The organism is Microbacterium sp. NPDC089189 (genome assembly GCF_040685095.1).
In the GTDB taxonomy this organism is placed as follows: Bacteria; Actinomycetota; Actinomycetes; order Actinomycetales; family Microbacteriaceae; genus Microbacterium.
On sequence record NZ_JBFBHG010000003.1, the window covers coordinates 85,005 to 106,813 of the forward strand.

Genomic DNA, 21,809 nt, shown 5'->3' on the forward strand with positions numbered 1-21,809 from the left:
CATGCCCTGCACCTCCCACGACCGCTCGCGCGCCCTCCCGGACGAGGCGCCTCCCGCCGACGTGCTCATCGTCGGCGGGGGGATCATGGGCGCCGCGGTGGCCGCGTTGCTGCGCGAAGGCGATCCGAACCTCGACATCCTCATGCTGGATGCCGGGCCCGTCATCGGGTCGGTGCCGGGCGAGCACCTGCACGAGAGCGCGGACCCCGAGATCTGGAGTCGCTACAACGTGCGGGTCTCCAGCGGCATCCAGGGGTTGTACGCCGGCGACGAGACGCTGCAGCCGGCGGTCGACGACCTCGATCGTCTCGAGCCGGGCATGCACCGTCTCGGCACCCTCGGGCAGGACGCCGGCGGCCTGACGGGGGCCGCGATCGCCTGGAACGCCGGCGGGATGGGCGTGCACTGGACGGCCGCGACGCCCTGGCCCGCCGCACACGAGCGGTTCGGCGACCCCGCCCGCTGGGAGGCGGACCTCGACACCGCACGCCGCCTGCTCCGCGTGACACCGGCCCCCATCGGCCCGACGGCCCCGGGCGAGCGCGTGCTCGAGGTGCTCCGTGCCCGCTTCGCCGCCACGACGACGCCGGAGCGGGAACCGCAGCCGATGCCGATGGCCGTCCGCGTGGTCGATGGCCGACGGGTCCGCACCGGTCCGGCCACGATCTTCCCGCCGATCGCCCGCGGCGACGACCCGCACTTCACGCTGCGCACCGATGCGCTGGTCACCGCGCTCCTCCACGAGGGCGGTCGGGTCGTCGGCGCCCGCACCCACGGGTTCGCGGACGGCGAGGACCGCACGTTCCGAGCGACCACCACGATCGTGTGCGCCGACGCCTTCCGCACACCGCAGTTGCTGTTCGCCTCCGGCATCCGTCCCGCCGCCCTGGGGCGCTACCTCAACGAGCACGCGTTCTCGAGCAACCGCATCGTCATGGACCTCGATCGCTTCGGCATCGCGGTGGCGTCGCTTCCGACGGCGGCGGACGACGAGTTCGTGACCGATTCGCTCTGGATCCCGACCACCGGCCACGACCAGCCGTACCACGCGCAGGTCATGAACCGCACGTACGTGGACGACGAGGGGGCGCCGCTCGGCTACGGCGTCGGGGTGTCGGTGTACGTGCCGGTCGAGTCGCGCGCCGAGAACCGCCTTGTCTTCGACGACGCCGCGGCGGACCTGACCGGGATGCCGCGGATGCGGGTGGAGTTCGCCTACTCGGACGCCGATCGTGCGCTCATCGAGGGGGCGACGACGATGGTCGCCGGGATCGCCGCGGAGCTCGGCGAGTGGGATCCGCAGCGGGACTCCAAACTGCTGGATGCGGGCTCATCGCTGCACATCACTGGGACCGTCCGCACCGGGGACGCCGACGACGGAACCTCCGTCTGCGATCCGGCCGGCCGCGTCTGGGGCTACGACAACCTGTACGTCGCGGGGAACGGGGTCATCCCCACCGCGCTCGCCGCCAACTCGACCCTGACCGGGGTCGTCACCGCCGTCCGCGCCGCCGAGGCCGTCCTGGCCTCGCACGCCGAATCGAGGAGCACCGAATGACCCGTCTGCCGCACGCGCGCGTCGCGCTCAACCCCATCCAGTGGTTCAGCCTGAAAGAGGACGCGTCCGACCCGGACAGCGCCGATCTATGGCTGATCGCCGACCCGGCGTTCCGTGACGCCTATCCGGACGTGCTGCGGGGCGTCAAGCGTGCCGGCTTCGACACGGTCATGCTGGGCGTCCTCGAGACCCAGACGATCCAGGACTTCGAGCGGATGGTAACCGCCGCGGGCCTGGCGGTCGCGCCCGGGTACGCGGCGGTGGATGTGCCCGAGCAGCCGTTGCCGCGGGGCTCCGCCGAGCGGGTGCACTGGTTCGACGGGGTGCGGCGCAAGGCCGAGGAGTCGGCGTACTTCGGTCTCGACACGGTCTTTCTGGCCCCCGAGCTGAACTGGAAGCCCGCCTCGGTGCGTGCGACCACGGCGGCCGCCGTGGGGGCGGGCTTCGACGCTGACCGGCTCGATCGCCTCACCGACATCCTCGACGAGGCGATCGACGTGCTCGCCGCCGAGGGGGTGCGCGCGGGGCTGCACAACCACGTCGGCACGTGGGTCGAGACGGTCGACGAGATCGACCACGTGCTGGGCGCGATCGACCCCGCCCGGCTCGGGGCCTCGTTCGACATCGGCCATCTCGCGTGGCTCGGCGTCGACCCCGTCGACGTCGTCTCGCGCTACCGCGACCGCATCCTCGATCTGCACGTCAAGGACCTGTCGCTCGATGTCGCTGAGCGCAGCCGTGCGGTGCCCAGGCCCTACTCCTGGGGGCCGAGCCGCGGCCTGTTCACCGACCCGGGCGAGGGCGACCTCGACCTCGACGGCGTCCTCGACGCGTTGCCGGCGGACTTCGGCGGCTGGATCATCATCGAGGTCGACCTGGCCGACAAAGACCCGTTCGACAGCGCCGTGGCCTGCGCCGACTGGGCCCGACGCGCCCTCGGCTGAGCCCGGCGGCGCCCAGACCGACTGACGCGAGGTCAGCCCCCGGTGACGGGCACCAGCTTCAGATAGTCCAGCATCATCTTGTACCCGGATGAGCTGGTGTTCTTGCCCGTGGTCGTCAGTCTCACCAGATAGCTTCCGGGCGCAGGGAATGTGTGGGAGCCGAAAGTCAGGTCCTTCTGAGCGGGTGCCGGGGTCCAGAAGAAGTCCTGCGGGCTGCCGACGTTCGTCCCGTTGACAGACAACTGGTAGATGCCCGTTCCGCCGACTTTGAAGGCACGGGCCACGACGTCGTACGTCCCTGCCTGCGGCACATCGACGCTGTACTCGAGGTAGTTGCCGACCGCGTTGTTGTTCACGCCGACTCTCTTGCCGCCGCTCGCGTTCGCGTCGTCGGTGACGGTGACGGAGTTCGTGAGCGCATTGACCGGGAGCGTCTCGGCTTCGTAGACGCTCGGCACCGGGATCGGCGCGGGATTGGGCTGCTGAGCGCCCCCGAGCGAGAACTCCACGTTGATGTCCTTCCCCCGCGCGTTGTTCACGTCGATCTTCAGTTCGACCGTGGGTGTGTACTGCAGCACCGTGACCTCGGGATCCTTCGAGATGAGCCCCGTCGCCGACGAGTCCAGGCTGAGATAGATGTGCCCGGCGTTCTTCTGCGTGGGATCGGCCACCGACAGCTCGACGCTGTCCGCGGTCCGGTTCATCATGACCGAGGCCTTCTTGTCTGAGGTGACTCCGCCGGCCGACGTCGGCTCGTCCCTCCAGAAGTTGATCCCCGTGACGTTCAGTGCGTTCTCGCGCACCGCCTGGACGGATGCGGAGTTCTCGAGGATCGTGATCCCCGGATCGGCGGCATAGCTGGTCACCTGCGCGCTCGTCTTGTTCGGGAGCAGGACGTAGGAGTACGCCGCGTTGGTCGGGTTGGTTCCCTGATCCATCGCGAGCGAGAGGTAGTTGCGGGTGATCGGCGTGCTGTTCGCCCAGCCCGATGCGGAGTTGAGCTGCTTCCAGTTGCCCGTCCGCTGCTCTCGCAGCCCGTTCACGGTCGCGCCGCCCGGGAAGTAATAGCCCAGATCCGAGCCGGCCACGCTGCCCGCGAGGTGCACGGTGTTCACGCCGGCCGCGGTCTCCGCCCAGCCGAGCGTGGACGGCTTGGCGGTGCCGTTGACGGTGAGTGCGTTGTCGCCCGCGGTGTTCAGCTTGCGGTTCTCGACGATCGTCTCTGCGGCGATCCCGTCGGTGCTGGTGATGCCCGCCCCCAGCGCGACGATCTCGTCGTCGAACATGAACCACGACTTCTTGCCCTCCAGCGTGCGTCCGATCGGATGCAGGTCCATCCCCGTGACCCCGTACCGGTCGAGGATGCTCGCGCCGCCGACCCAGGACCTGTCGGTCCTCGCGTTGAACGGCTGGGTCGTGTTCTTCAGAACCGTCGTTCCCGGGAGGCGATAGCTGTCGACCGTCGGCCAGAAGTCGTCGTTGAACTGGCTGAGGTCGTTGTTGTACAGGTAGGTCATCCCGTCCCCGGTATGCCATCCCTTGACGTTCTCGGCGTTGATCGCCTCGTAGGCGGCGATGCGGCTCGACGCCATGCTGATGCCGAAGCCGTAGCCCGGTCGTAGGTGGACGGTGCGGTCCATGCCGGTGAACTGACGATTCGTCACGAGCTCGTCGCGCGGAGGCACCGAACTGTCGCTCAGAATGCTCTTCGCGGACACGATGAGATCCACGGACACGTTCGACAGGAACGTCTTGTCGGAGTCGACCGACAACCAGGACGTGATCATGCTCGTGAACGCCGCTGCGTCTGCGGGTTCCGCGATGTCGGACAGCCGCACGATGGACGCCAGCACCGGCACCGCGGCATCGTCGTCCTGCGCGCCGAAGCGGCTCATCTCGCGGCCGCGGACCATATCCATCAGGTTGCCGTTGTAGATGAACGGCTCGTAGGCGTCGTAGATCCACTCGAACACGTTGGCGCTGCTCGGATCCGTCACCTCCCAGGTGGATCCGTCGAGCAGGTACATGAGGTCTGCGATCCCGGAGAGGAGGGATGCGCCGTATCCGCCGTTGTAGGCGTAGTAGTTGTGCTGCACGAAGGACCCGTCCGCATAGAAACCGTCGCCGCTCGTGACGTACGGGAACAGCGCGCTCAGGCCGTCTCGTCCCGCGGCGACGCGGGTGGCATCCTGCGCGTTGATCCCCGAGATCGCGATCACCTGGCTCTCCCACAGCCGGTTGGCGCCGGTCATCGCGACGGTCGGCTGAAAGAAGGCGATCGCGGCCATGTAGTTCGACACCTGGGTGCTGGTGAGGTCGCTGTAGATCAGCGCGACGATGTCGTTCAGGGCCAGCGGCGCTCCGATCTCCCAGTGCCACCAGTTCTGGTACCGAGTCTTGCCGTCGTAGTACGCGTTCGTGTCCATCCAGTCGAGCCCATCGATGAGGTCGGCTTCGAGCTGGGTGTTCCCCTGCAGGGTGGAACCTTCGGTCGTGTAGGCGAGGGCCATGTCGCGCAGATGCTGATACGTGCGGGTCAGGCTGGCCGAGTCGTTGCCCAAGGGCGAGTCGTCCCAGAGTCTGTTGCGGTCGGCGTTCTTCTTCATCGAGGTCCACGACTGCTGTCCGGCCGCCGTGATGTTCGCGATGCGGGCCGCGATGTCGACGTCCGAGCCGTCGAATGTCGACCCGCCGGTCAGCATCGTGGCGTACTTCTGCCGCACCGTGTCGAATTCGTTCTCTGTCGTCGCGCTGCTCGGCGCAGCGGGGTGGAGCACGAGCGCTCCCGCGATCATCGCGAGCGCGACGGTCCAACCGGTCGCCCGCCGTATCGAAGTACCGAACATCGTTGTCCTCATTCGCTGATGGTTCTGTGGGGGAGGGGATGCGCCCACGCCTATCGCGCGCAGCGCAGGGTCACGATCTCGAAGGGGCGCAGGGTCAGGACGATGTCCTCGTCCGGTGCGAACACGCGGCCGCCGCCGGCCTCGCGCTCCAGCAGGTCCGCCTCGCTCACCCGCGCGCCGGGCACATCGATGTGCAGCGTCGTCGTGCGACGTCCGCCAGACGCCTCGTACAGGCGGACGATCACGTCGCCGGAGCCGTCCTCGGCGAGCTTCACCGTCTCGACCCGCACATCGGGATCGCTCGAGCGCACGAGCGGTGCGACCGGCCGGGCGCCGCTCACCCGACGGGCACCGCCGTCGAGGCGGTACCCCTCTTCGGCCGCTTCTCGCAGGCTCGCCCCCGGGCGGATGGCGAACGCCACATCGTGGACGCCGCGGTCCGCGTCGGGATCGGGGAAGGCGGGGGCGCGCAGCACCGACAGGCCGACCGTGGTGGTCGTGCCGCCGTCGGCCCGCGTATGGCGCTCGACCGAGTGCCCGTACGTCGAATCGTTCGCGATCGCGACGCCGTACCCGGGCTCGCCCACGTGGATCCAGCGCTGGGCCACGATCTCGAACCGCGCGGCATCCCAGGAGGTGTTGCTGTGCGTGGGCCGCTCGACGTGGCCGAACTGGATCTCGGCGCTCGATCTGTCGGCGTGCACGTCGAGCGGCGCGTACATCCGCAGCAGGCGATGCCGCTCCTGCCAGTCCACGTGCAGCGCGATGTCGACGGCGCCGCGTGCCGGTGCGAGGCTGATGGTCTGCACGACGGTCGAGGACCCGAGGGACCGCGTCGCCCGCACCTGCGCCACCCCGTCGATCACCGCGGCGCCCAGGTCGTCTGCACGGTCGAGATCGACCGCCCGCGCGCGGTAGTGACGGTCGATGTCCCACGCATCCCACTTGTCGGGCCGATCGGGATGCACCCGCAGCACACCCGCACGCTCTCCCGGTGCGATCGCCTCGCGGCCCGAGGCGTCGCGCAGCGATCGCAGCAGGCCGTCGCCGTCGACCTCGGCCCGGACGAGCCCGTTCTCGAGGATCCATCCGCCGTCGTCCGCGGGCCGCAGCGTGGCGGGCGCCTCGGGTGCGGCGGCCGCCTGGATGGCGCCGGCCGGCACCCCGCCCAGCCCGAGCGGCGCCGCGTTGGCGGTCAGCGCGGCATCCCCCTCGCCGGTCAGCGCGAGGATGCTGGCGCGCACGATCGCGTCGAGTTCTCGCCGCAACCGGGCGTGGTCCGCCTCGGCTTCCCGATGCACCCAGGCGATCGAGCTGCCGGGCAGGATGTCGTGGAACTGCAGCAACAGGGTCCGCTCCCAGGCGCGGCGCAGCGCCTCCCGCGGATACGGCAGTCCGACGCGCACGGCGGCGGTCGTCGCCCACAGCTCCGCGTCGTGCAGCATGCGCTCCACACGCCGGTTGCCCTGCTTGGTGCGCAGCTGGCTCGTCAGCGTCCCGCGGTGCAGCTCGAGGTACATCTCGCCGGACCACACCGGAAGCTCGGCGCTCTCGGCCGCGGCGCTCTCGTAGAAACCCCGCGGTGTGCCGAGCTCGACCCGGGGCGAGCCCTCCAGGTCGGCCTGCCGGTGCGCCGCCGCGATCATCTCGCGGGTGGGACCGCCGCCGCCGTCGCCCCAGCCGAAGGGCGCGAGTGAGACGGTGCCCGTGCCGTGGTCGAGGTAGGTGCGTTCGGCGTGCGCGAGCTCGGCGGGCGAGAGTTCCGCGTTGTACGTCTCGATGGGCGGGAAGTGCGTGAACACGCGGGTGCCGTCGATGCCCTCCCACCAGAAGGAGTGGTGCGGCATGCGGTTCGTCTGGTTCCAGGAGATCTTCTGGGTCATGAACCAGTCGGAGCCCGAGAGCCGCACCAGCTGGGGCAGCGCGGCCGAGTACCCGAAGGTGTCGGGCAGCCACACCTCCGTGGTCTCGATGCCGAACTTCTCGAGGAACCACCGCTTGCCGACGATCAGCTGGCGGGCCGTGGCCTCGCCGCCGGGGAGATTCGTGTCCGGCTCCACCCACTGGCCGCCGACGAGCACGAACCGCCCCTCGGCGACCTTCTGCCGGATCCGGGCGAAGAGATCGGGGTAGCGCTCCTCGATCCAGGCGAGCTGCTGGGCGGATGAGCACGCGAAGCGCAGGTCGGGGTGGCGCTCGAGCAGGTCCAGGACGTTCGAGAAGGTGCGGGCGCACTTGCGGATGGTCTCGCGCACCGGCCAGAGCCATGCGGAGTCGATGTGGGCGTGGCCCACCGCCACGATGCGGTGCGCGCTCGCCGCTGCGGGCGAGGACAGCACCGGGGCGAGCAGTTCGCGGGCGCGATCGAGCGAGGCGGGGAGGTCGTCGGGATCGACCGCATCCAGCATGCGATCCAGTGCCCGCCAGATCTTCGCCGCCCGCGGTGCGGCCGGCGGCAGCTGTGCGGCGAGGCCGCCGAGCACCTCGATGTCGCGGAGGAGTTCTTCGGCGCGGTCGTCGATCAGGGCGAGCTCGAGCCGTTCCAGCCGGTACAGCGGCGACGCATCCGCGTCGGAGGGTTCGCCGAGCGTCGTCGTCCTCCAGTGGGACTCGGGTGGGATCGTCGGGTTCGCCGCCAGCTCGAGGTAGACGTCGACGGTGTCGGTCTCGACCGGAAGCCAGGCGTTCCGCGGCGAGATGCCCTTGATGACGGTGCCGTCGGGACGGAACGCGAGCCCCTCGGCCTGGAAGCCGGGGGCGAGCCCGTTGAACCCGAGGTCGGCCACGAGCTCGACGCGTCGGTGCGCGTCCCGAGTCCAGCCGACGGGCACCGACGCACGGACGTGCAGCCACAGGGTGCTCCACGGCCGCCCCCAGCGCTCGCCGACCGCGAAGGGCGTGAAGTCCCGACCCACCGCATCCGCGAAGGGGACGGGTTCGCCGGGCACCGCCCAGGCCTCGATCCGGACCGTCGCGGTGTGCACGACCGCCGCGGAGCGCAGCGTCTCGTCGACGAACCTCGCCAGCCGGTCCGGCACCGTCGCCCCGCTCATCGCGCCGCTCCGACCGCGCGGAAGCCCACGGGGAAGAGCGGGTCGGCGGTGTCGTTGGGCACGTCCTCCCGGCCGGCACGCACCGCATCCATGGAGCGCGGGATCTCGAACGGCAGGCGCCCGCGGGGCGGGATGCGGCCGGTCAGGGCGGCGACGAGCGCGTCGTCGCCGGTGCCGTACGTGCCCACGAGGACGCGCGCCAGCGGCACGAGCGGGGTGAGGATGGCGGGCCGTTCGAGCCCCACGTCGACCACCAGCTCGGTGACCGAGGCGATGTGGCGCAGCCGCGCCAGCAGACCGGGCCGGTACTCCAGCGAGCCCTGGTGGAACAGCGATTCGAACAGCAGATCGTCGCGGGGATCGAACGGCCCCGACAGGCGTACGACGGCGAGGTCGGCCTCTTCGGGGCTGCTCACGATCTCGCCCAGCTCTCGCGCCGCCGCGGCGGACATGCCCTCGACGTAGATCCGGCGACGCGCCCCCGGGGTCAGCGGCAGCAGCGGTCCGGTCGCGGCGTCGCCGTCGCGGAGCACGGTGACGGATGCGGCCTGGGCGCGGAAGCCCGCCTCGCGATGCGCGGGTGAGCCGACGACGCGCTCCGCGTCGTCCTCGTCGACGAACGGATCATCGAAGAGACCCAGCCGGAACTTGAGCTCGAGCAGTCGCCGCGCCGAGACGTCGATCCGCGCCTCGTCGACCCGACCGCTGCGCACGAGGTCGACGAGGAGGTCGACGCACTCCTCGCCGCCGAACTGATCGCATCCCGCGTCGAGCACCTTCACGATGCGGTCGGCGGGGGACAGGTGCTCAACGCCCCATGCCTTCGCCGGCAGCACCTGCCCCTGCGCGACGTTGTCGTGGATCAGCTCCCAGTCCGTCACCACCACGCCGTCGAACCCCAGCTTCTCGCGCAGCAGCCCCGTGACGATCGCGCGGTTGAAGCCGAAGCCGACCGCCTCGACGGGGTCGCCGTCGAGCTCGAGCCCGATCGGCATCCCGTAGTAGGGCATCATCCCGGCCGTGCCCGCCGCGATCGCGGCGCGGAACGGCGCGAGGTGGAGGTCGAACCGTCCACCGGGGTACACCTGCTCGCGGCCGTAGGGGAAGTGCGCGTCCTCGCCGTCCTGCTGCGGACCCGCGCCCGGGAAGTGCTTCGTCACGCACGCGACCGAGTCCGGGCCCAGCGCCGACCCCTGGAACCCCTCCAGGTAGGCGGTGAGCGCCCGGATCGTGCGGTCGGCATCCGCGCCGAAGGTCTGGAACTGCCGCCCCCACCGGGGCTCGCTCGCGAGGTCGACCTGCGGATGCAGCGCCATGCGGATGCCGACGGCGAGGTACTCGCGCCGCGCGATCTCGGCGTGCTCCCGGATGTCGGCGTCGTCCAGTGCCGCCAGACCCAGCGGCTCGGGCCACTGCGAGAACCCGCGCGCCGCGAACGAGGCGCCGGCGTTCTCGGTGAAGGCGTGGCGCGGGTCCGTGCTGATGGTGACGGGGATGCCGTGCTCGGTCTGGGCGGCGAGGCGCTGCAGTGCGTTGGCCCATCGCGCCGCCTCGCGCGGGGTGCCCAGCCCGTGCACGTTGAAGTGGTTCATGTGCTTATCGAGCACGACCGTGCGGGTGGGCGACTTGCTGAGCGCCCCCGTCGTCTCGACGAGGGAGCCCCCGGGGCCGGACTCGATCACGGTGTGGAACATCAGCCCGGCTTTCTCCTCGAGGCTCAGGCGCGCGAGGAGATCCGCCGTACGGTCGGCCGGTGACAGCCGCGGGTCGCGGTAGGCGTCGACCACCGCTCAGCCCTTGAGTCCGGTGAAGCCGATGCCGCGGACGATCGAGCGCTGGAAGATCAGGAAGATGAGGATCGGGGGGATGCTCGCGATGAGCAGCCCGGAGATCAGGTACGCCGGATCAGTCGCTTGCGCGAGCCGGGGGAGGGCGACGGCGAGCGGCTGAGTGGTCGGGTCGGTCAGCACGATGAGCGGCCAGAGGAACTCCTTCCACGCCGTCATGATCGACAGGAGCGAGACGACCGCGAGGATCGGCCGCGACATCGGCAGCACGATGCGCCAGAAGATCGTGAACCACCCCGCGCCGTCCAGTTGCGCCGCCTCGAAGAGATCGCGGGGGATGTCCTCGAAGAACTGCTTGACGAGCAGGATGGTGAACGCGTTCGCGCCGGCCGGCAGCCACACCGCCCAGGGGGTGTCGGTCAACCCGATGCCCAGCAGCGGGAGATCGAGAACGGTCAGGTAGAGCGCGATGAGCGTGACGGTTCCCGGCACGAAGAGGGTGAGCAGGATGGCGCCGTAGACGTATCGGCCGTACCAAGGGCGGATCACGGCGAGGGCGAAGCCCGCGGTCGCCGACACGACGAGCTGGACGATCCACGACCCGCCCACGAGCACCACCGTGTTGCCCAGGTAGTGGCCGATGTCGAGCAGCGTCCAGGCGGTCGGGATGTTCTCCCACTTGGCCGGGTCGGGGATGAGGCTCAGCGGGTGCTGCACCAGATCGGTCGTGGTCGAGATCGCCGCGCGCAGCATCCAGGCCAGGGGGATAGCACCGAGCGCGATGAGGCCGATGAACAGCACGACGTGCATCGCGCGCCAACCGACGAAGATGCGCGGCCGCCGCCAGTCGAAGCCGGACAGGATGCCGCGATCGCGCGGTGCGGCGGGGCGGCGAAGACGGCGGGGAACCGGGGTGGTGACGGTCATCGGGAACTCCAGGAACGGGTGAGCCGCAGGTAGATCGCGGACACGATGACGAGGACGACGGCGAGCAGGACGCTGAGCGCCGTCGCGACGCCGTAGTTGCCGAACAGGAAGGCGTAGCGGTAGATCATCAGCAGCACCGTCACGGTCGCGTTGGCGGGTCCGCCGTCCGTCATGACGTACGGCTCGGTGAACACCTGGATCGCGCCGATGATCTGCAGGAGGAGGAGCACGAGGATCACGCCCCGCATCTGCGGCAGGGTGATGTGCACGATGCGCTGCCAGATCGACGCGCCGTCGAGTTCGGCCGCTTCGTACAGCTCGGTGCTGACGCCGGTCAGCGCCGCCAGGTAGATGAGGATCGCGGTGCCCGCGCCCGACCAGGTGGCCACGATGACCAGGCTCGGCATCGCCAGCTCCGGCGACTGCAGCCAGGGCAGCGGTCCGATCCCGACCAGGCCCAGCAGGCTGTTGACCACGCCGGACTCACCCGGGCTGAAGAACACCTTCCACAGCAGCACCGACACGACCGGCGGGATCACGACGGGCAGGTAGGCCAACACGCGCGCGAGCGTGCCCCCGCGGCGCAGCTCCGAGATCAGCACGGCGCACAGCAGCGGCACCGGGAGACCGATCGCGAGCGACAGCGCCGTGAACCAGAGCGTGTTCAGCGCGGCACGCGGCAGGAGCGGGTCGGCGAACAGGATCTCGAAGTTGCGCCACCCCACCCATTCCGCCGGGTCGACCAGATTCGTCTGCTGGAACGCGAGGACGGCGCTCTGCGCGATGGGCCACCAGGCGAAGTAGCCGAAGATGACGAGGGTCGGGGCGAGGAAGGCCAGCGCCGCCCAGGCGGCGCGGCGGCGTGCGCCGCCGCGCCGTGAGGGCCGCGGCGGCTCGGCCGCCTGCGCGGCACGGCGGGGAGCCGTGCCGCGCAGGCGTTCGGGGGTCATGGTCATGACGCGTACTGCGCCAGGATCTGGTTGACCCGTGCTTCGGCGTCGTCGAGCAGAGCGTCGATGTCGGCGTTGGGATCGGTCAGGATCGCCTGCACGACGGGGTCGAGCGCGGCATAGATCTCCTGCGAGGCGACCTCCGGCTCGGGCACGTACTCGAAGGCGTCCAGCGAGGCCACATACGGGGCGAAGTTCTCGACCGGCACGTTGACGTACTCGGCGATCGCCTCGCGGTAGGCGTCGTACGCCTCCTGGCTGAAGATGGGCGCCACCGGCACGCCGACCGGCAGGCCGTCCGCGGCCGATGCCTCCGCCGTCTCGGCGGCGACCTCGAGGTCGTAGTTCGGGCGCAGCGCACGCCACTCGATCCACTTGACCGCGGCCTCCTGCTCCGCTTCGGTGGCCGTCCCGTTCACCATGAGCACGGTCGCACCCGCCAGGGTGGCGTCCGCTCCGCCCTGCGGCATCGGACCGGCGCCGAACGCTGCCGGGTCGCCGCCCGCGGCGATGTAGTTGGGGTAGACGTCCGGCGGTGCCGAGACCCACATCCCGACATTGCCGGCGGTGAACTCCGCGACCAGGTCCTCCTGCTTGCCGAGCACGTTGTCACCGAGGGAGTCGTCCTCCCAGCGCATGGCCTTCCACAGCTCCATGACGTCGCGCGAGGCATCGTCGTTGAACGCCGCCACCCAGGTGCCGTCCGACTCCTGCTCGATCATGCGCCCGCCGAACGTGTAGTCGTAGCCGGTCAGGTGCCACCCGCCGCTGTTGTTCGTCGTGATCTCGCCGAACCCGGTCTTGCCGGTGGAGTCGGAGATCTGCTTGGCGTACTCGCGCACCTCCTCCCACGTCTCGGGTGGGCTGTCGGGGTCGAGCCCCGCCTGCTCGAAGAGGTCGCGGTTGTAGACCAGCCCGAAGGCGTAGCTCTTCTCGGGGATGCCGTAGACCGCGCCGTCGCGCTCCAGGAACTGCATGACGCGCGGATTGAGGTCGTCGAAGCTCTCGAGCTTCGACGCGATGCCGGCGATGTCGGCGACCTGGCCGCGTTCGATCAGCGCGGGCGGCTCGGTGAGCGGCACACGCAGCAGCGTGGGCGCGCTGCCGCCGGCCAGACGTGTCGTGAACGTCTTGGCGTCCCACGGCACGTCCGACGCCTCGATGGTGATGTTCGGGTTGGCCTCTTCGAACGCGGCGACCTGTCGTTCGAACAGCTCGACGGCAGCCGTGTTGGTCGCCGCGGGCTTGCCCATGATGGTGATGGTGACCGGCTCGTCGGCGCCGCCGGCAGCCTCGCCGTCGTCCCCGCTGCTGCTGCAGGCTGCGACGCCGGCGAGCACGGGGACCACGACGAGGGCCGCGAGGGCGCGTCGGGTGCGCTGATGCATGATTCCTCCGTTCGGTCGCGACCGCAGGTGGCGGTCGCGTGGATAGCCGACGGATGCGGAAACCGGAACCCCGGGCTCACTCCGTCGTGTGCTGCGCCCAGTATGCGGACGCTCGAAACAAAACGCAAGCAATTCGATCAAGTTAGAAATCGGATGTTTAAAACTTGTGAAGTAATGCCGAAGTGTGGTTCGCTCATCGGCATGGCCGCATCTGTCAGCGACGACACCGCCGCACGCCCGCCCTCCGCGGTGCTGCTCATGGGAGCGCGCGCGTTCGCCGACCTGTTCGACGAGTCCCGCCTCGCGCGCCTTCGCGCTCTGGTGCGCATCGACGACCCGCTGCGGCTCGACGCGCTCGACACCGCCGACGCGCGTCGACGCCTCGCCGACGCCGAGTACCTGATCACGGGATGGGGCGGGCCATCGCTGGGCGCGGACGTGCTGGATGCCGCGCCGCGGCTGCGCGGGGTGCTCCACACCGGCGGCTCGGTCAAGCACCTCGTCGCGCCCGCATTCTGGGATCGGGGCGTCGTGGTCACCAGCGCGGCCGATGCGAACGCCATCCCCGTCGCGGAGTTCACCCTCGCCACGATCCTGTTGGAAGCCAAGCGCGCCCCCGCGTACATCGAGGGCTACGCCCGCTCGCGCGAGGTGGCGGGCGCCTGGCGCGACGCCATCCCGCCGGCCGTCACCTTCGGCGGCACCGTGGGGATCGTGGGTCTCTCGCGGGTCGGCCGGCGCGTGGCGGAGTTGCTGCGCCCGTTCGACCTGCGCGTCCTGGCGGCCGATCCGCACGCGGACCCCGCCGTCGCCGCATCCGTGGGGGCTCGCCTGACCGACCTCGACGATCTGCTGCGGGCCAGCGACGTGGTCACGATCCACGCGCCCGAGCTGCCCGAGACTCATCACCTGCTCGATGCGCGGCGACTGGGGATGCTGCGCCCGCACGCCGTGCTGATCAACACCGCCCGAGGCTCGCTCATCGACACCGACGCGCTCATGGCGCGGTGCCGTGCGGGGCTGCTGCGTGCCGTCCTGGATGTGACGGAGCCCGAGCCGCTGGGGCCGGACTCGCCGTTGTTCGATACGCCCGGCATCGTCCTCAGCCCGCACATCGCCGGCGCGATGCATGCCGAGACCCGGCGACTGGCCGACTCGGCGCTGGACGATCTGGATGCCCTCGTGCACGGCCGGTCGCCGCGGCACCGCGTCGACGGCGCGTCTCTGGGCATCATCGCCTGATCCCGGCGCGCGCGGGGACGGACCGCCGAGACGGCCCGCCCCCGCGCCCGCGGTCATCCGACGACCACTCCGGTCACCGCCGGCGAGGTCACGACGCTCGAGGTCGTGTCGGTCGTGCGCACGTCGTAGGTGTGCACGCCCTTCACCCACCGCCGCGTGACGGCGTAGACCGCGCCGTCCGTGACGTCCGTGTCGGACGGGTCGACGGCGGTCATCCGGTGGATCACACCGTCGAGCACCAGCTCGACCGCGTGCGGAGCCTCGCCGTCGGCGTCCGTGTAGGTGGCCTGCACGGTGACGTCGGTGCCCGTGGTGAGCGATCCCGAGGTGTGCGAGATCGCCGACAGGGTCGGCGCAGTGCCGGCGGCCTGGTTGGTGAAGCTCACCTCGTCGACCAGCAGCTCGCCGTCGGTGTCGGCGGTCTGCTGCAGCCAGAACACCAGCTTCGCCTGCGAACGGTCGAGCCCGGCGAACTGCGCCAGATCGAACGAGTACGTCGTCCACTCCCCAGAGACCGCGATCGGCGTGTTGCCCGTCACGCGGTGGTTCGAGTCCGCGTCAGACACCTCGATGCGCAATCGGAGGTTGGGCGAGGGAGTGCGCATCGTCACGGTCAGGTAGCGGTAGCCGCTCGCGTCCACGGAATGGTGCCACGGCTGGAACTTCGCCTGCGACATCGCCGAGGCGGGGTTCTGGAAGAGCCGTGCGACCGTGCGGCCGTCGACCGTCGTGTTCACGGCCGAGCCCACGCCTGCGTGGTTGTTGTACCAGTTCACCCAGGTGTAGCCCTGCATCCCGAACACGCCGTCGCGGCCGAATCCGTCGTAGAGCAGCGGACTGTCGGGGCTCGGCAGCGGCGGTGCCACCGTGTAGTGCGTCGACGAGTAGGACTGCGCCCCGCTGGCTTGCGTGCCGCGGACATCGATCCGCGCGGTCGTGAACGGGGCGAGGGCATCGACGTTCAGCGTGCCGGTCGACACCCCGCCGGCGGCGGTCATCGGCGTCCAGTCCGGCCCCAGGGCGTGCTGGGTCAGCGACGAGCCGCTCTGCGCGAACACCGTCACGTCGCCCGTGACCTGGTCCCCGATCTGCGGCGAGGTCACCGTCAGCGTGGTCGGCGGGGTCCCCGCGGACCACGCCGCATCACCGATCGCCGTCAGTCCGAACAGCGCCGAGAACAAGCCGGTCTGGATGCTGACGCTGTACTCGTTGTACCGCCACTGCTGCCCGCTGTCCTGCCACACCGGCCGGTCCTGGTACCAGGGGCTGGCGCTGCGGACGTCGAGCGGGTCCTTGGCGTTGGGGCCGCTGACGAGCGCACCGGGGAGGATCACGCCGGTGCCGGTCTGGCTCTGGGCCTCCTCGTCCAGTCGGGTGTGGAGGTACTTCACCGAGTTCTCGCCCACCCCGGACACCCAGCTCGTGCCCCACGGGTTGTTGCCGAAGACCCAGTAGAGACCGCGCTGCACGGCCTTGAGCGCGCGCTGGTCGCCGAACAGCTCGTAGTAGCGCATCGCGTCGGCGACGTACGAGACGTGGGGCTCGTTGACGCCGAAGTTCTTGAACTGGTTGACGACTCCGTAGGGGGTGTCGTCGGTCGTGGACAGGATGTAGTCCAGCTGCTTCTTGAGGTAGCGCTGGATGTTGGTCTTGCCGCCGGCCGTGGCGACCGGATAGAGCTCGGCCATCGACAGCGGGCCCATGTCCCAGTAGTTGGTGTTGGAGAGGATCGAGTACTCGGTCGCTGCGATCGTGGCCTCCGCCGAGGTGCGGTACGCGGTGTCGCCGGTGAGCAGATGCAGCTGCACCTCGGCGAACAGCAGGGAGTTCGCGATCCCGCCCCGCGTGGTGGAGTAGCCGCCGATCGGGTCGTTGCGGTGGGCGTCGACGTACTCGTAGAACGCCACGGCACCCGCCTCGGCCTCGGCGGCGAACGCCTGCCACTCGCCGAGGTCGGCGGCGGGGACGCGGCCGTCGGCGATGGCCTTCTCGACCGCGCGCGCGGTGGCCGCCAACGAGCCGGCCGCCTTCGCCGAGCCGCCGACACCGTAGCCCGAGATCCGACGGTCATCGCCCGTCCCCACGATGCCGTCGGTGTGGGCGTCGGGGTGCTGGAAGCCGCCGCTGCCCTTGACGTCCCAGAAGGCGCCGTCGAACGCGGCCAGCATGCGCAGCAGGTACTCGCTGCCGAACCGGGCCTCGTCGACGAGGTCGGGGACGCCGTTGTCGTCGTTGTCGAAGGCCACCGCGGCGTTGTCGCCGTAGCGCAGGTAGGTGATCGCGATGTTGCCGCCCACCCACTGGTTGCCGCCGTAGGTGCCGTAGTCGCCCGCGTCGTACCAGCCGCCCGTGAGGTCGTAGTGCACCGTCCCGTCGGCGGATGCGGCGTCGTCGAGGTGCCCAGGACCGTGGAAGATCTTGTCGGACGGCGCGATGCTGCTGTAGCCCGCGGGGTAGGCGTCGGAGGTCGCGACGCCGGAGCGCTGCAGGCGGTAGAACGCCGTCATCTCGTCGAGATATCCGGCCCAGACGTTCTCGGTCACCGAGAAGCGCGGGGACAGGACCCCGCCCACCTCGAGCGCGTAGTCGTCGGCGACGGTCGTCAGCGTGCTGAAGTCGACGACGTAGACCCGATCGCCCCAGGTCGTCCCCCGGTCGAGCAGGGAGCAGGACGGCACCACCACCGTCTGGCCCTGCAGGATGCGGCACGATGTCGATCCGGGCAGGGCGCCGTCGGTGATGACCGATCCCACCTTGTGCCCGGACGCGCTGTACCCCGCCTGGCTGACCGTGACGCGCTCGATCGTCGCGGCGGCGGCCGGGGGCGCGGCGATCACCGCCCCGCCCACGGCGACGGTGGTCGCGACTGCCGTCGCGGTCCAGATGGATGTTGCTCTTCGTCGAGCCATGACTCCTCCTTCGGTGCCGCGGCATCGTCGCCGTCGACGCGTGTCAGTATCGACGTGGATAGAAAGAAATGGCAAGATATAGAACGAAACTTAAATAAAGCGCTCATCTTCATCTCGACCGGATCACAACCGGGCGCCGAGATTAAGCTGAACGTCGACATCCGCTGCGGAGGGGGACTGCCATGCTCGCTGCCGAGCGTCGCGCGCGAATACTGAGTCGCGCGCAGCAGGACGGTGCGGTGAGGATCACCTCGCTCGTCGGCGATCTGGGTGTCTCGCACGTGACGATCCGCCGCGACCTGGACTCCCTGGTCGCCGAGCAGATCCTCGAGAAGGTGCGCGGCGGCGCCGTGCTCCGTGCCGACCGGCCTCTGCCCGGCCGCGCGCCGACGAAGGCGTTCACGGGCACGATCGGCGTCGTCATGCCCACCTCGTACTACTACCGCTTCGTGGTGGAGGGCATCGACGACGTGCTCTCCGACGGTGGCGAGATGAAGCTCGCGATCTCCGAGTACGACCTCGACGAGGAGTACCGGCTGATCGACGAGCTCGTCGCGGGCGGTGTGGCCGGGCTGCTGTGGGTTCCGACGGTCTCGGAACGTGTCGCGCCCCCGGGCTTCCTCGAGAAGCTCGAGCAGCTCGAGATCCCCGTCGTCTTCGTCGAGCGCGAGACCCCCGGCGGCGGTCTCGGATCTGTCTCGTCGGTGCGCTCGGCCCATGAGCGCGGGGTTTTCGCGGCGTTGCAGCACCTGGCGGGGCTCGGTCATCGTCGGCTCCTGATGGTCAGCCGGGGCAGCTCGCAGAGCGCCGAGTTCGTGCGCCGCGGATGGAGCGACGCACTGGAGCGGCTCGGGCTCGACCCCGAGAGCAGCATCCTCGGCCCCGACGAGCTCGGGGCGGGACCGCGGTGGGAGCGCGGCGGCGCCGACATCGTCATGGATGCGGTGGAGCGCACCGGCGCGACCGCGCTGTTCTGCCACGGCGACGAGAACTCGCTGTTCGGGCTCCTGCAGAACGCGCGCTCGCGCGGGATCGCGGTGCCCGAGCAGCTCTCGATCGTGGCCTACGACGACGACGTGTCGGCCCATGCCGACCCGCCCATCTCCGCGGTGGCTCCGGATCGCCGGCGCGTGGGGGCGCTCGCCACCCGCATGCTGATCGATCTGATCCGCGAGCCAAGTGCCGAGCCGCCGCTTCAGCTGCACGTCGAGCCTCGACTCGTCCTGCGCGCGTCGACCGCGGCGCCCGCGTGAGCGGGGTCGTCCTCTTCTCCGGGGGAGGGGACTACGTCGACCCCTGGCATCCGTTCGCCGACACCAGCGCCGTCGTCGCCGAGGTGCTCCGCGACGACGGGTTCGACGTCGAGACGGTCGACCGGATCGACGTGCTCGCGTCGAGGCTCGCCGGCGCCGACCTGCTGGTGGTCAACGCCGGCGGCGGGCCGCAGCCGCATCCCCTGGACGCACGCCTGAGCGACCTGATCGCCCAGTTCCCGGGGGCGTTGCTCGTGCTTCATGTCGCCGCCACGCTGCTGCCGGAGCATCCCGAGTGGGAGCGACGGCTCGGCGGGCGTTGGGTGCGGGGCACCACGATGCATCCCGCGCGTGGACCGCTGGAGCTGAGGGCGGCCGAAGCCGACCCGATCACCGAGGGGCTCGCGTCGATCCGAACCGTGGATGAGGCCTACTCGTGGTTGCGGCTGGCCGAGGACGCTCGCGTCTTCTACACGCAGGAGCACGCCGGTGAGACGCATCCGGTCGCCTGGGCCGTCGAGCGCGACGGCCGACGTGCCGCCTACGACGCGCTGGGGCACGACGTCGAGGCGTACGACGCGCCCGCCGTGCGTGAGCTGCTCCGCCGTCTGGCGCGCTGGGCCGCCGCGCGCTGAGGCGGGCGCGCACCCCCGAGAGGGCACGCGCCCGTGGGTCAGCACGAGCGTGCGGTGTGGCTCACCGGCCACGTCTGCTCGTGCGCGACGCCGTCGACGCGGGCGAACGCCTTGACGGACGCGCTGCCTGCGGCGAGCGTCGCTCCCGGCGCCGTGAACGTGGCCGTTCTGCTCGCACCCGCCGCGACCCCGGTGAACTTCCGCTCGCCCAGTGACGACGTGACGCGGATGTCGTTGGCGGCCGTCGAGTCGTTGCGCACGGTCACCGCGAGGGTCGCGGCGCCCGCCGCGCAGCCGGTGGTGGCGGAGGTCGTCACGGCGAGCGCAAAGGGCGGCGGAGTCGTCGGCCCGGTGACGGCGGTGGCGTAGGCGATCGTGGCTCCGAGCCGCCCGCCGCCCTCGTAGAAGAGGTAGGTCGTGTCGCCCTCGGTGACGATCTCGGGGGCGGCCACCCGCCCGGTGTCGGGAGCGACGCCGCTGGAGGAGTGGAGCCGGGTGGCGGGGCCCACCGTGGTGAGGGTCTCATCGACCGTCCGGGCCATGATGTTGCCCGTGGAGTTGTGGTAGATCACGTACCACTGCCCATCCCATTGCCAGAGGTTCGCGGCCGACACGTTGCCGCCGTCGCCGTTCGACGGCGTGACGATCGGGGTCGGGCGCACGGTCCACGAGCGGCCGTCGACCGACTCGGCGAGCCGGATGCGTCGTGAATTGGCCGTGGTGTTCTCCATGAAGAACATCCCGTACGCGTAGGCCGATGCGGGGTCGGGATGCGTGAAGACGCGTCCGTAGGACGCCTCGCGCGAAGTCGCCCCGAGCATGGTGGTGTCGACCGCGACGCCGCCATAGGTGAAGGTGACCCCGTCGGTGGTCGTCGCGTAGCGGGTGGTGTCGTTCCGCCCGTGGTAGTAGAGGAACATCTGCTGCTCCTGGGCGTTCCAGATCGCGTCCGGGCTCGAGACGTGGTTCGCGGTGTAGTGCGGGGACCAGACGGCTTCGATGATCGGATTGCCCGCGTACTCCGTCCACGGACCGTCCAGCGAGTCCGCGTACATGAGGGCGATGCCGCCCGGATCGTTGTGCGGCGCGTAGTACAGGTACCACTCGGCTAGAGGGTCGGCGAGATGCTCGCCGGCATGGAAGACGCTCGGGAAGATGAACTCGTTGGTCGGATTGAACGCGAGGTCCTCGGGCACGGTCAGCTCGGCCCCGTAGGTGAAGTCCGGCAGAGGCTCCAGCGCGCTGGCACTCGTGGGGAGCGCCAGCGCCGCGGCGAGCAGAGCGACCGCGGCGGCCACGAGCGGGCGCCGTCGGCGGGGGGAAGCGGTGGACTGCAGTTTCGTCACGTCATCGTGCCTTTCCTGAAGCGGGCGCGGAGCGACTGTGATCCGCGCGGCACGGTGATAATACGCATTATCACCGTGCCGATTCCGAGCATACGCCGCTGAGCGGCGTCCCGCCAAGGAAAGAATCCGATGCGGCCGCGCTGCGCGACGGCCGTATCGCTACGGCATCCGGCCGAACGTCGCGTCGATGTCGGCCATCTCCATGGCGGCCGTCGCCTCGATGAGCTCGCGCAGGTCGGCGTCGGCGCCGGGCGAGAACTCCTCGGGTCGTTCCGGCGAGATCGTCATCGGCGAGCCCGCGGGGGCCTGCTCGCTGGCGTCGAGGTCGGTGCCGTCGTTCGAGGGCGACATGCCCTGGAAGATGCGACCGGCCTCCGACTGGTTGCCGAGGTCGAACGAGTACTGCTTGCTCTGCAGCCCGAGCTCCAGCAGCCGCGCGACCTCGGGGAACGAGTCGGCGTTGGTCTTCGGGATCGGCAGCGACGTGCGCCAGTTGACGCCGAGCGTCTCGAGCGCCTTCGCGTAGGCGTTCTCATGCGCCTGATCGCGCACGATGAGGTACGCGATCGTGCCGCGCGCCATCGTGTTGTCGGTCATCTCGTACAGGCGGCACTTCTGCAGGCGGCCGGTGGACTCGAGCATGAGGTTGTAGAGCAGATCGAGCACGAGGTTGCCCGAGTTGTAGACGTAGCTCCCCGACCAGGGGTTGCCCACGGCATCCACCGGCAGGGCACCCTGCGCGCCGACGAGATAGTGGTGGATGTTGCCATGGTCGACGGCGATCGTCAGCGGCGTCGCGCCGCCCGCCCCCGGGGCGTCGACCGGATCGCCGGGCTTGCCGTTGTAGCGGGGTGAGCCGTCGAGCAGGCGCGAGATCGTCGTACCGATCAGCTCGACGTGCGAGATCTCCTCGGTGCCGATGCCCTGGATGAGGTCCTTGTAGGGCTTCGCCGAAGCACCGCGCTCCTGTA

12 protein-coding genes and 2 pseudogenes are annotated in these 21,809 nt (G+C 70.2%); 5 read left to right on the forward strand and 9 right to left on the reverse strand.

The features are described 5' to 3' along the window. The first annotated feature begins 1 nt into the window (after position 1). Complete coding sequence (locus tag AB0N73_RS02720; RefSeq protein ID WP_363560105.1) at positions 2-1,558, forward strand: GMC oxidoreductase; 1,557 nt, start codon at positions 2-4, stop codon at positions 1,556-1,558. Then, positions 1,555-2,502: a sugar phosphate isomerase/epimerase gene (locus tag AB0N73_RS02725; RefSeq protein ID WP_363560107.1), complete on the forward strand. Its 948-nt coding sequence runs from the start codon at positions 1,555-1,557 to the stop codon at positions 2,500-2,502. Before AB0N73_RS02720 ends, AB0N73_RS02725 begins: the two co-directional genes overlap by 4 nt. 32 nt (positions 2,503-2,534) lie before the next feature. On the opposite strand, the gene AB0N73_RS02730 is transcribed toward AB0N73_RS02725, so the two are convergent. The 6 genes and pseudogenes from AB0N73_RS02730 to AB0N73_RS02755 all read right to left on the reverse strand — a co-directional run bounded on the left by AB0N73_RS02730 (position 2,535) and on the right by AB0N73_RS02755 (position 13,453). Continuing rightward, positions 2,535-5,348: a polysaccharide lyase family 8 super-sandwich domain-containing protein gene (locus AB0N73_RS02730; protein WP_363560109.1), complete on the reverse strand. Its 2,814-nt coding sequence runs from the start codon at positions 5,346-5,348 to the stop codon at positions 2,535-2,537. A 50-nt stretch (positions 5,349-5,398) separates the two neighbouring features. Continuing rightward, the gene (locus tag AB0N73_RS02735; RefSeq protein ID WP_363560111.1) at positions 5,399-8,401 is read right to left on the reverse strand and encodes a glycoside hydrolase family 38 C-terminal domain-containing protein; all 3,003 of its coding nucleotides are present in this window, start codon (positions 8,399-8,401) and stop codon (positions 5,399-5,401) included. Then, positions 8,398-10,188 (reverse strand): annotated as a pseudogene (locus AB0N73_RS02740) (glycoside hydrolase family 3 N-terminal domain-containing protein); the annotation flags it as partial. The gene AB0N73_RS02735 and the pseudogene AB0N73_RS02740, both read right to left, overlap by 4 nt. 3 nt (positions 10,189-10,191) lie before the next feature. Further along, complete coding sequence (locus AB0N73_RS02745) at positions 10,192-11,115, reverse strand: carbohydrate ABC transporter permease (protein WP_363560113.1); 924 nt, start codon at positions 11,113-11,115, stop codon at positions 10,192-10,194. Next, positions 11,112-12,065: a sugar ABC transporter permease gene (locus tag AB0N73_RS02750; protein ID WP_363560115.1), complete on the reverse strand. Its 954-nt coding sequence runs from the start codon at positions 12,063-12,065 to the stop codon at positions 11,112-11,114. Before AB0N73_RS02750 ends, AB0N73_RS02745 begins: the two co-directional genes overlap by 4 nt. Before the next feature lie 2 nt (positions 12,066-12,067). Continuing rightward, a complete protein-coding gene (locus AB0N73_RS02755; protein WP_363560117.1) occupies positions 12,068-13,453 on the reverse strand; it encodes an extracellular solute-binding protein in 1,386 nt (461 codons plus the stop codon). Between the two features lie 201 nt (positions 13,454-13,654). On the opposite strand from AB0N73_RS02755, the gene AB0N73_RS02760 reads away from it, so the two are divergent. Then, complete coding sequence (locus tag AB0N73_RS02760) at positions 13,655-14,695, forward strand: hydroxyacid dehydrogenase (RefSeq protein ID WP_363560119.1); 1,041 nt, start codon at positions 13,655-13,657, stop codon at positions 14,693-14,695. Positions 14,696-14,748: 53 nt separating this feature from the next. On the opposite strand, the gene AB0N73_RS02765 is transcribed toward AB0N73_RS02760, so the two are convergent. Beyond that, the gene (locus AB0N73_RS02765; protein WP_363560121.1) at positions 14,749-17,604 is read right to left on the reverse strand and encodes a glycoside hydrolase family 9 protein; all 2,856 of its coding nucleotides are present in this window, start codon (positions 17,602-17,604) and stop codon (positions 14,749-14,751) included. Positions 17,605-17,786: 182 nt separating this feature from the next. On the opposite strand from AB0N73_RS02765, the gene AB0N73_RS02770 reads away from it, so the two are divergent. Next, a complete protein-coding gene (locus AB0N73_RS02770; RefSeq protein WP_363560123.1) occupies positions 17,787-18,857 on the forward strand; it encodes a substrate-binding domain-containing protein in 1,071 nt (356 codons plus the stop codon). After that, a complete protein-coding gene (locus tag AB0N73_RS02775; protein ID WP_363560125.1) occupies positions 18,854-19,492 on the forward strand; it encodes a ThuA domain-containing protein in 639 nt (212 codons plus the stop codon). The genes AB0N73_RS02770 and AB0N73_RS02775 overlap by 4 nt, the downstream gene beginning before the upstream one ends. 38 nt (positions 19,493-19,530) lie before the next feature. On the opposite strand, the gene AB0N73_RS02780 is transcribed toward AB0N73_RS02775, so the two are convergent. Both AB0N73_RS02780 and AB0N73_RS02785 read right to left on the reverse strand, forming a co-directional pair. Then, positions 19,531-20,838 (reverse strand): hypothetical protein, encoded by a 1,308-nt coding sequence (locus tag AB0N73_RS02780; RefSeq protein ID WP_363560127.1) that lies wholly within the window; start codon positions 20,836-20,838, stop codon positions 19,531-19,533. 159 nt (positions 20,839-20,997) lie between these two features. After that, positions 20,998-21,801 (reverse strand): annotated as a pseudogene (locus AB0N73_RS02785) (manganese catalase family protein); the annotation flags it as partial. Positions 21,802-21,809 lie beyond the last annotated feature (8 nt).

What these genes read in the sequence shown, in the direction of transcription:
- AB0N73_RS02745 (WP_363560113.1), bottom strand. Translation starts at nt 11,115, where the DNA reads ATGACCGTCACCACCCCGGTTCCCCGCCGTCTTCGCCGCCCCGCCGCA.
- AB0N73_RS02760 (WP_363560119.1), top strand. Translation starts at nt 13,655, where the DNA reads ATGGCCGCATCTGTCAGCGACGACACCGCCGCACGCCCGCCCTCCGCG.
- AB0N73_RS02765 (WP_363560121.1), bottom strand. Translation starts at nt 17,604, where the DNA reads ATGGCTCGACGAAGAGCAACATCCATCTGGACCGCGACGGCAGTCGCG.
- AB0N73_RS02735 (WP_363560111.1), bottom strand. Translation starts at nt 8,401, where the DNA reads ATGAGCGGGGCGACGGTGCCGGACCGGCTGGCGAGGTTCGTCGACGAG.
- AB0N73_RS02770 (WP_363560123.1), top strand. Translation starts at nt 17,787, where the DNA reads ATGCTCGCTGCCGAGCGTCGCGCGCGAATACTGAGTCGCGCGCAGCAG.
- AB0N73_RS02720 (WP_363560105.1), top strand. Translation starts at nt 2, where the DNA reads ATGCCCTGCACCTCCCACGACCGCTCGCGCGCCCTCCCGGACGAGGCG.
- AB0N73_RS02750 (WP_363560115.1), bottom strand. Translation starts at nt 12,065, where the DNA reads ATGACCCCCGAACGCCTGCGCGGCACGGCTCCCCGCCGTGCCGCGCAG.
- AB0N73_RS02725 (WP_363560107.1), top strand. Translation starts at nt 1,555, where the DNA reads ATGACCCGTCTGCCGCACGCGCGCGTCGCGCTCAACCCCATCCAGTGG.
- AB0N73_RS02755 (WP_363560117.1), bottom strand. Translation starts at nt 13,453, where the DNA reads ATGCATCAGCGCACCCGACGCGCCCTCGCGGCCCTCGTCGTGGTCCCC.
- AB0N73_RS02730 (WP_363560109.1), bottom strand. Translation starts at nt 5,348, where the DNA reads ATGTTCGGTACTTCGATACGGCGGGCGACCGGTTGGACCGTCGCGCTC.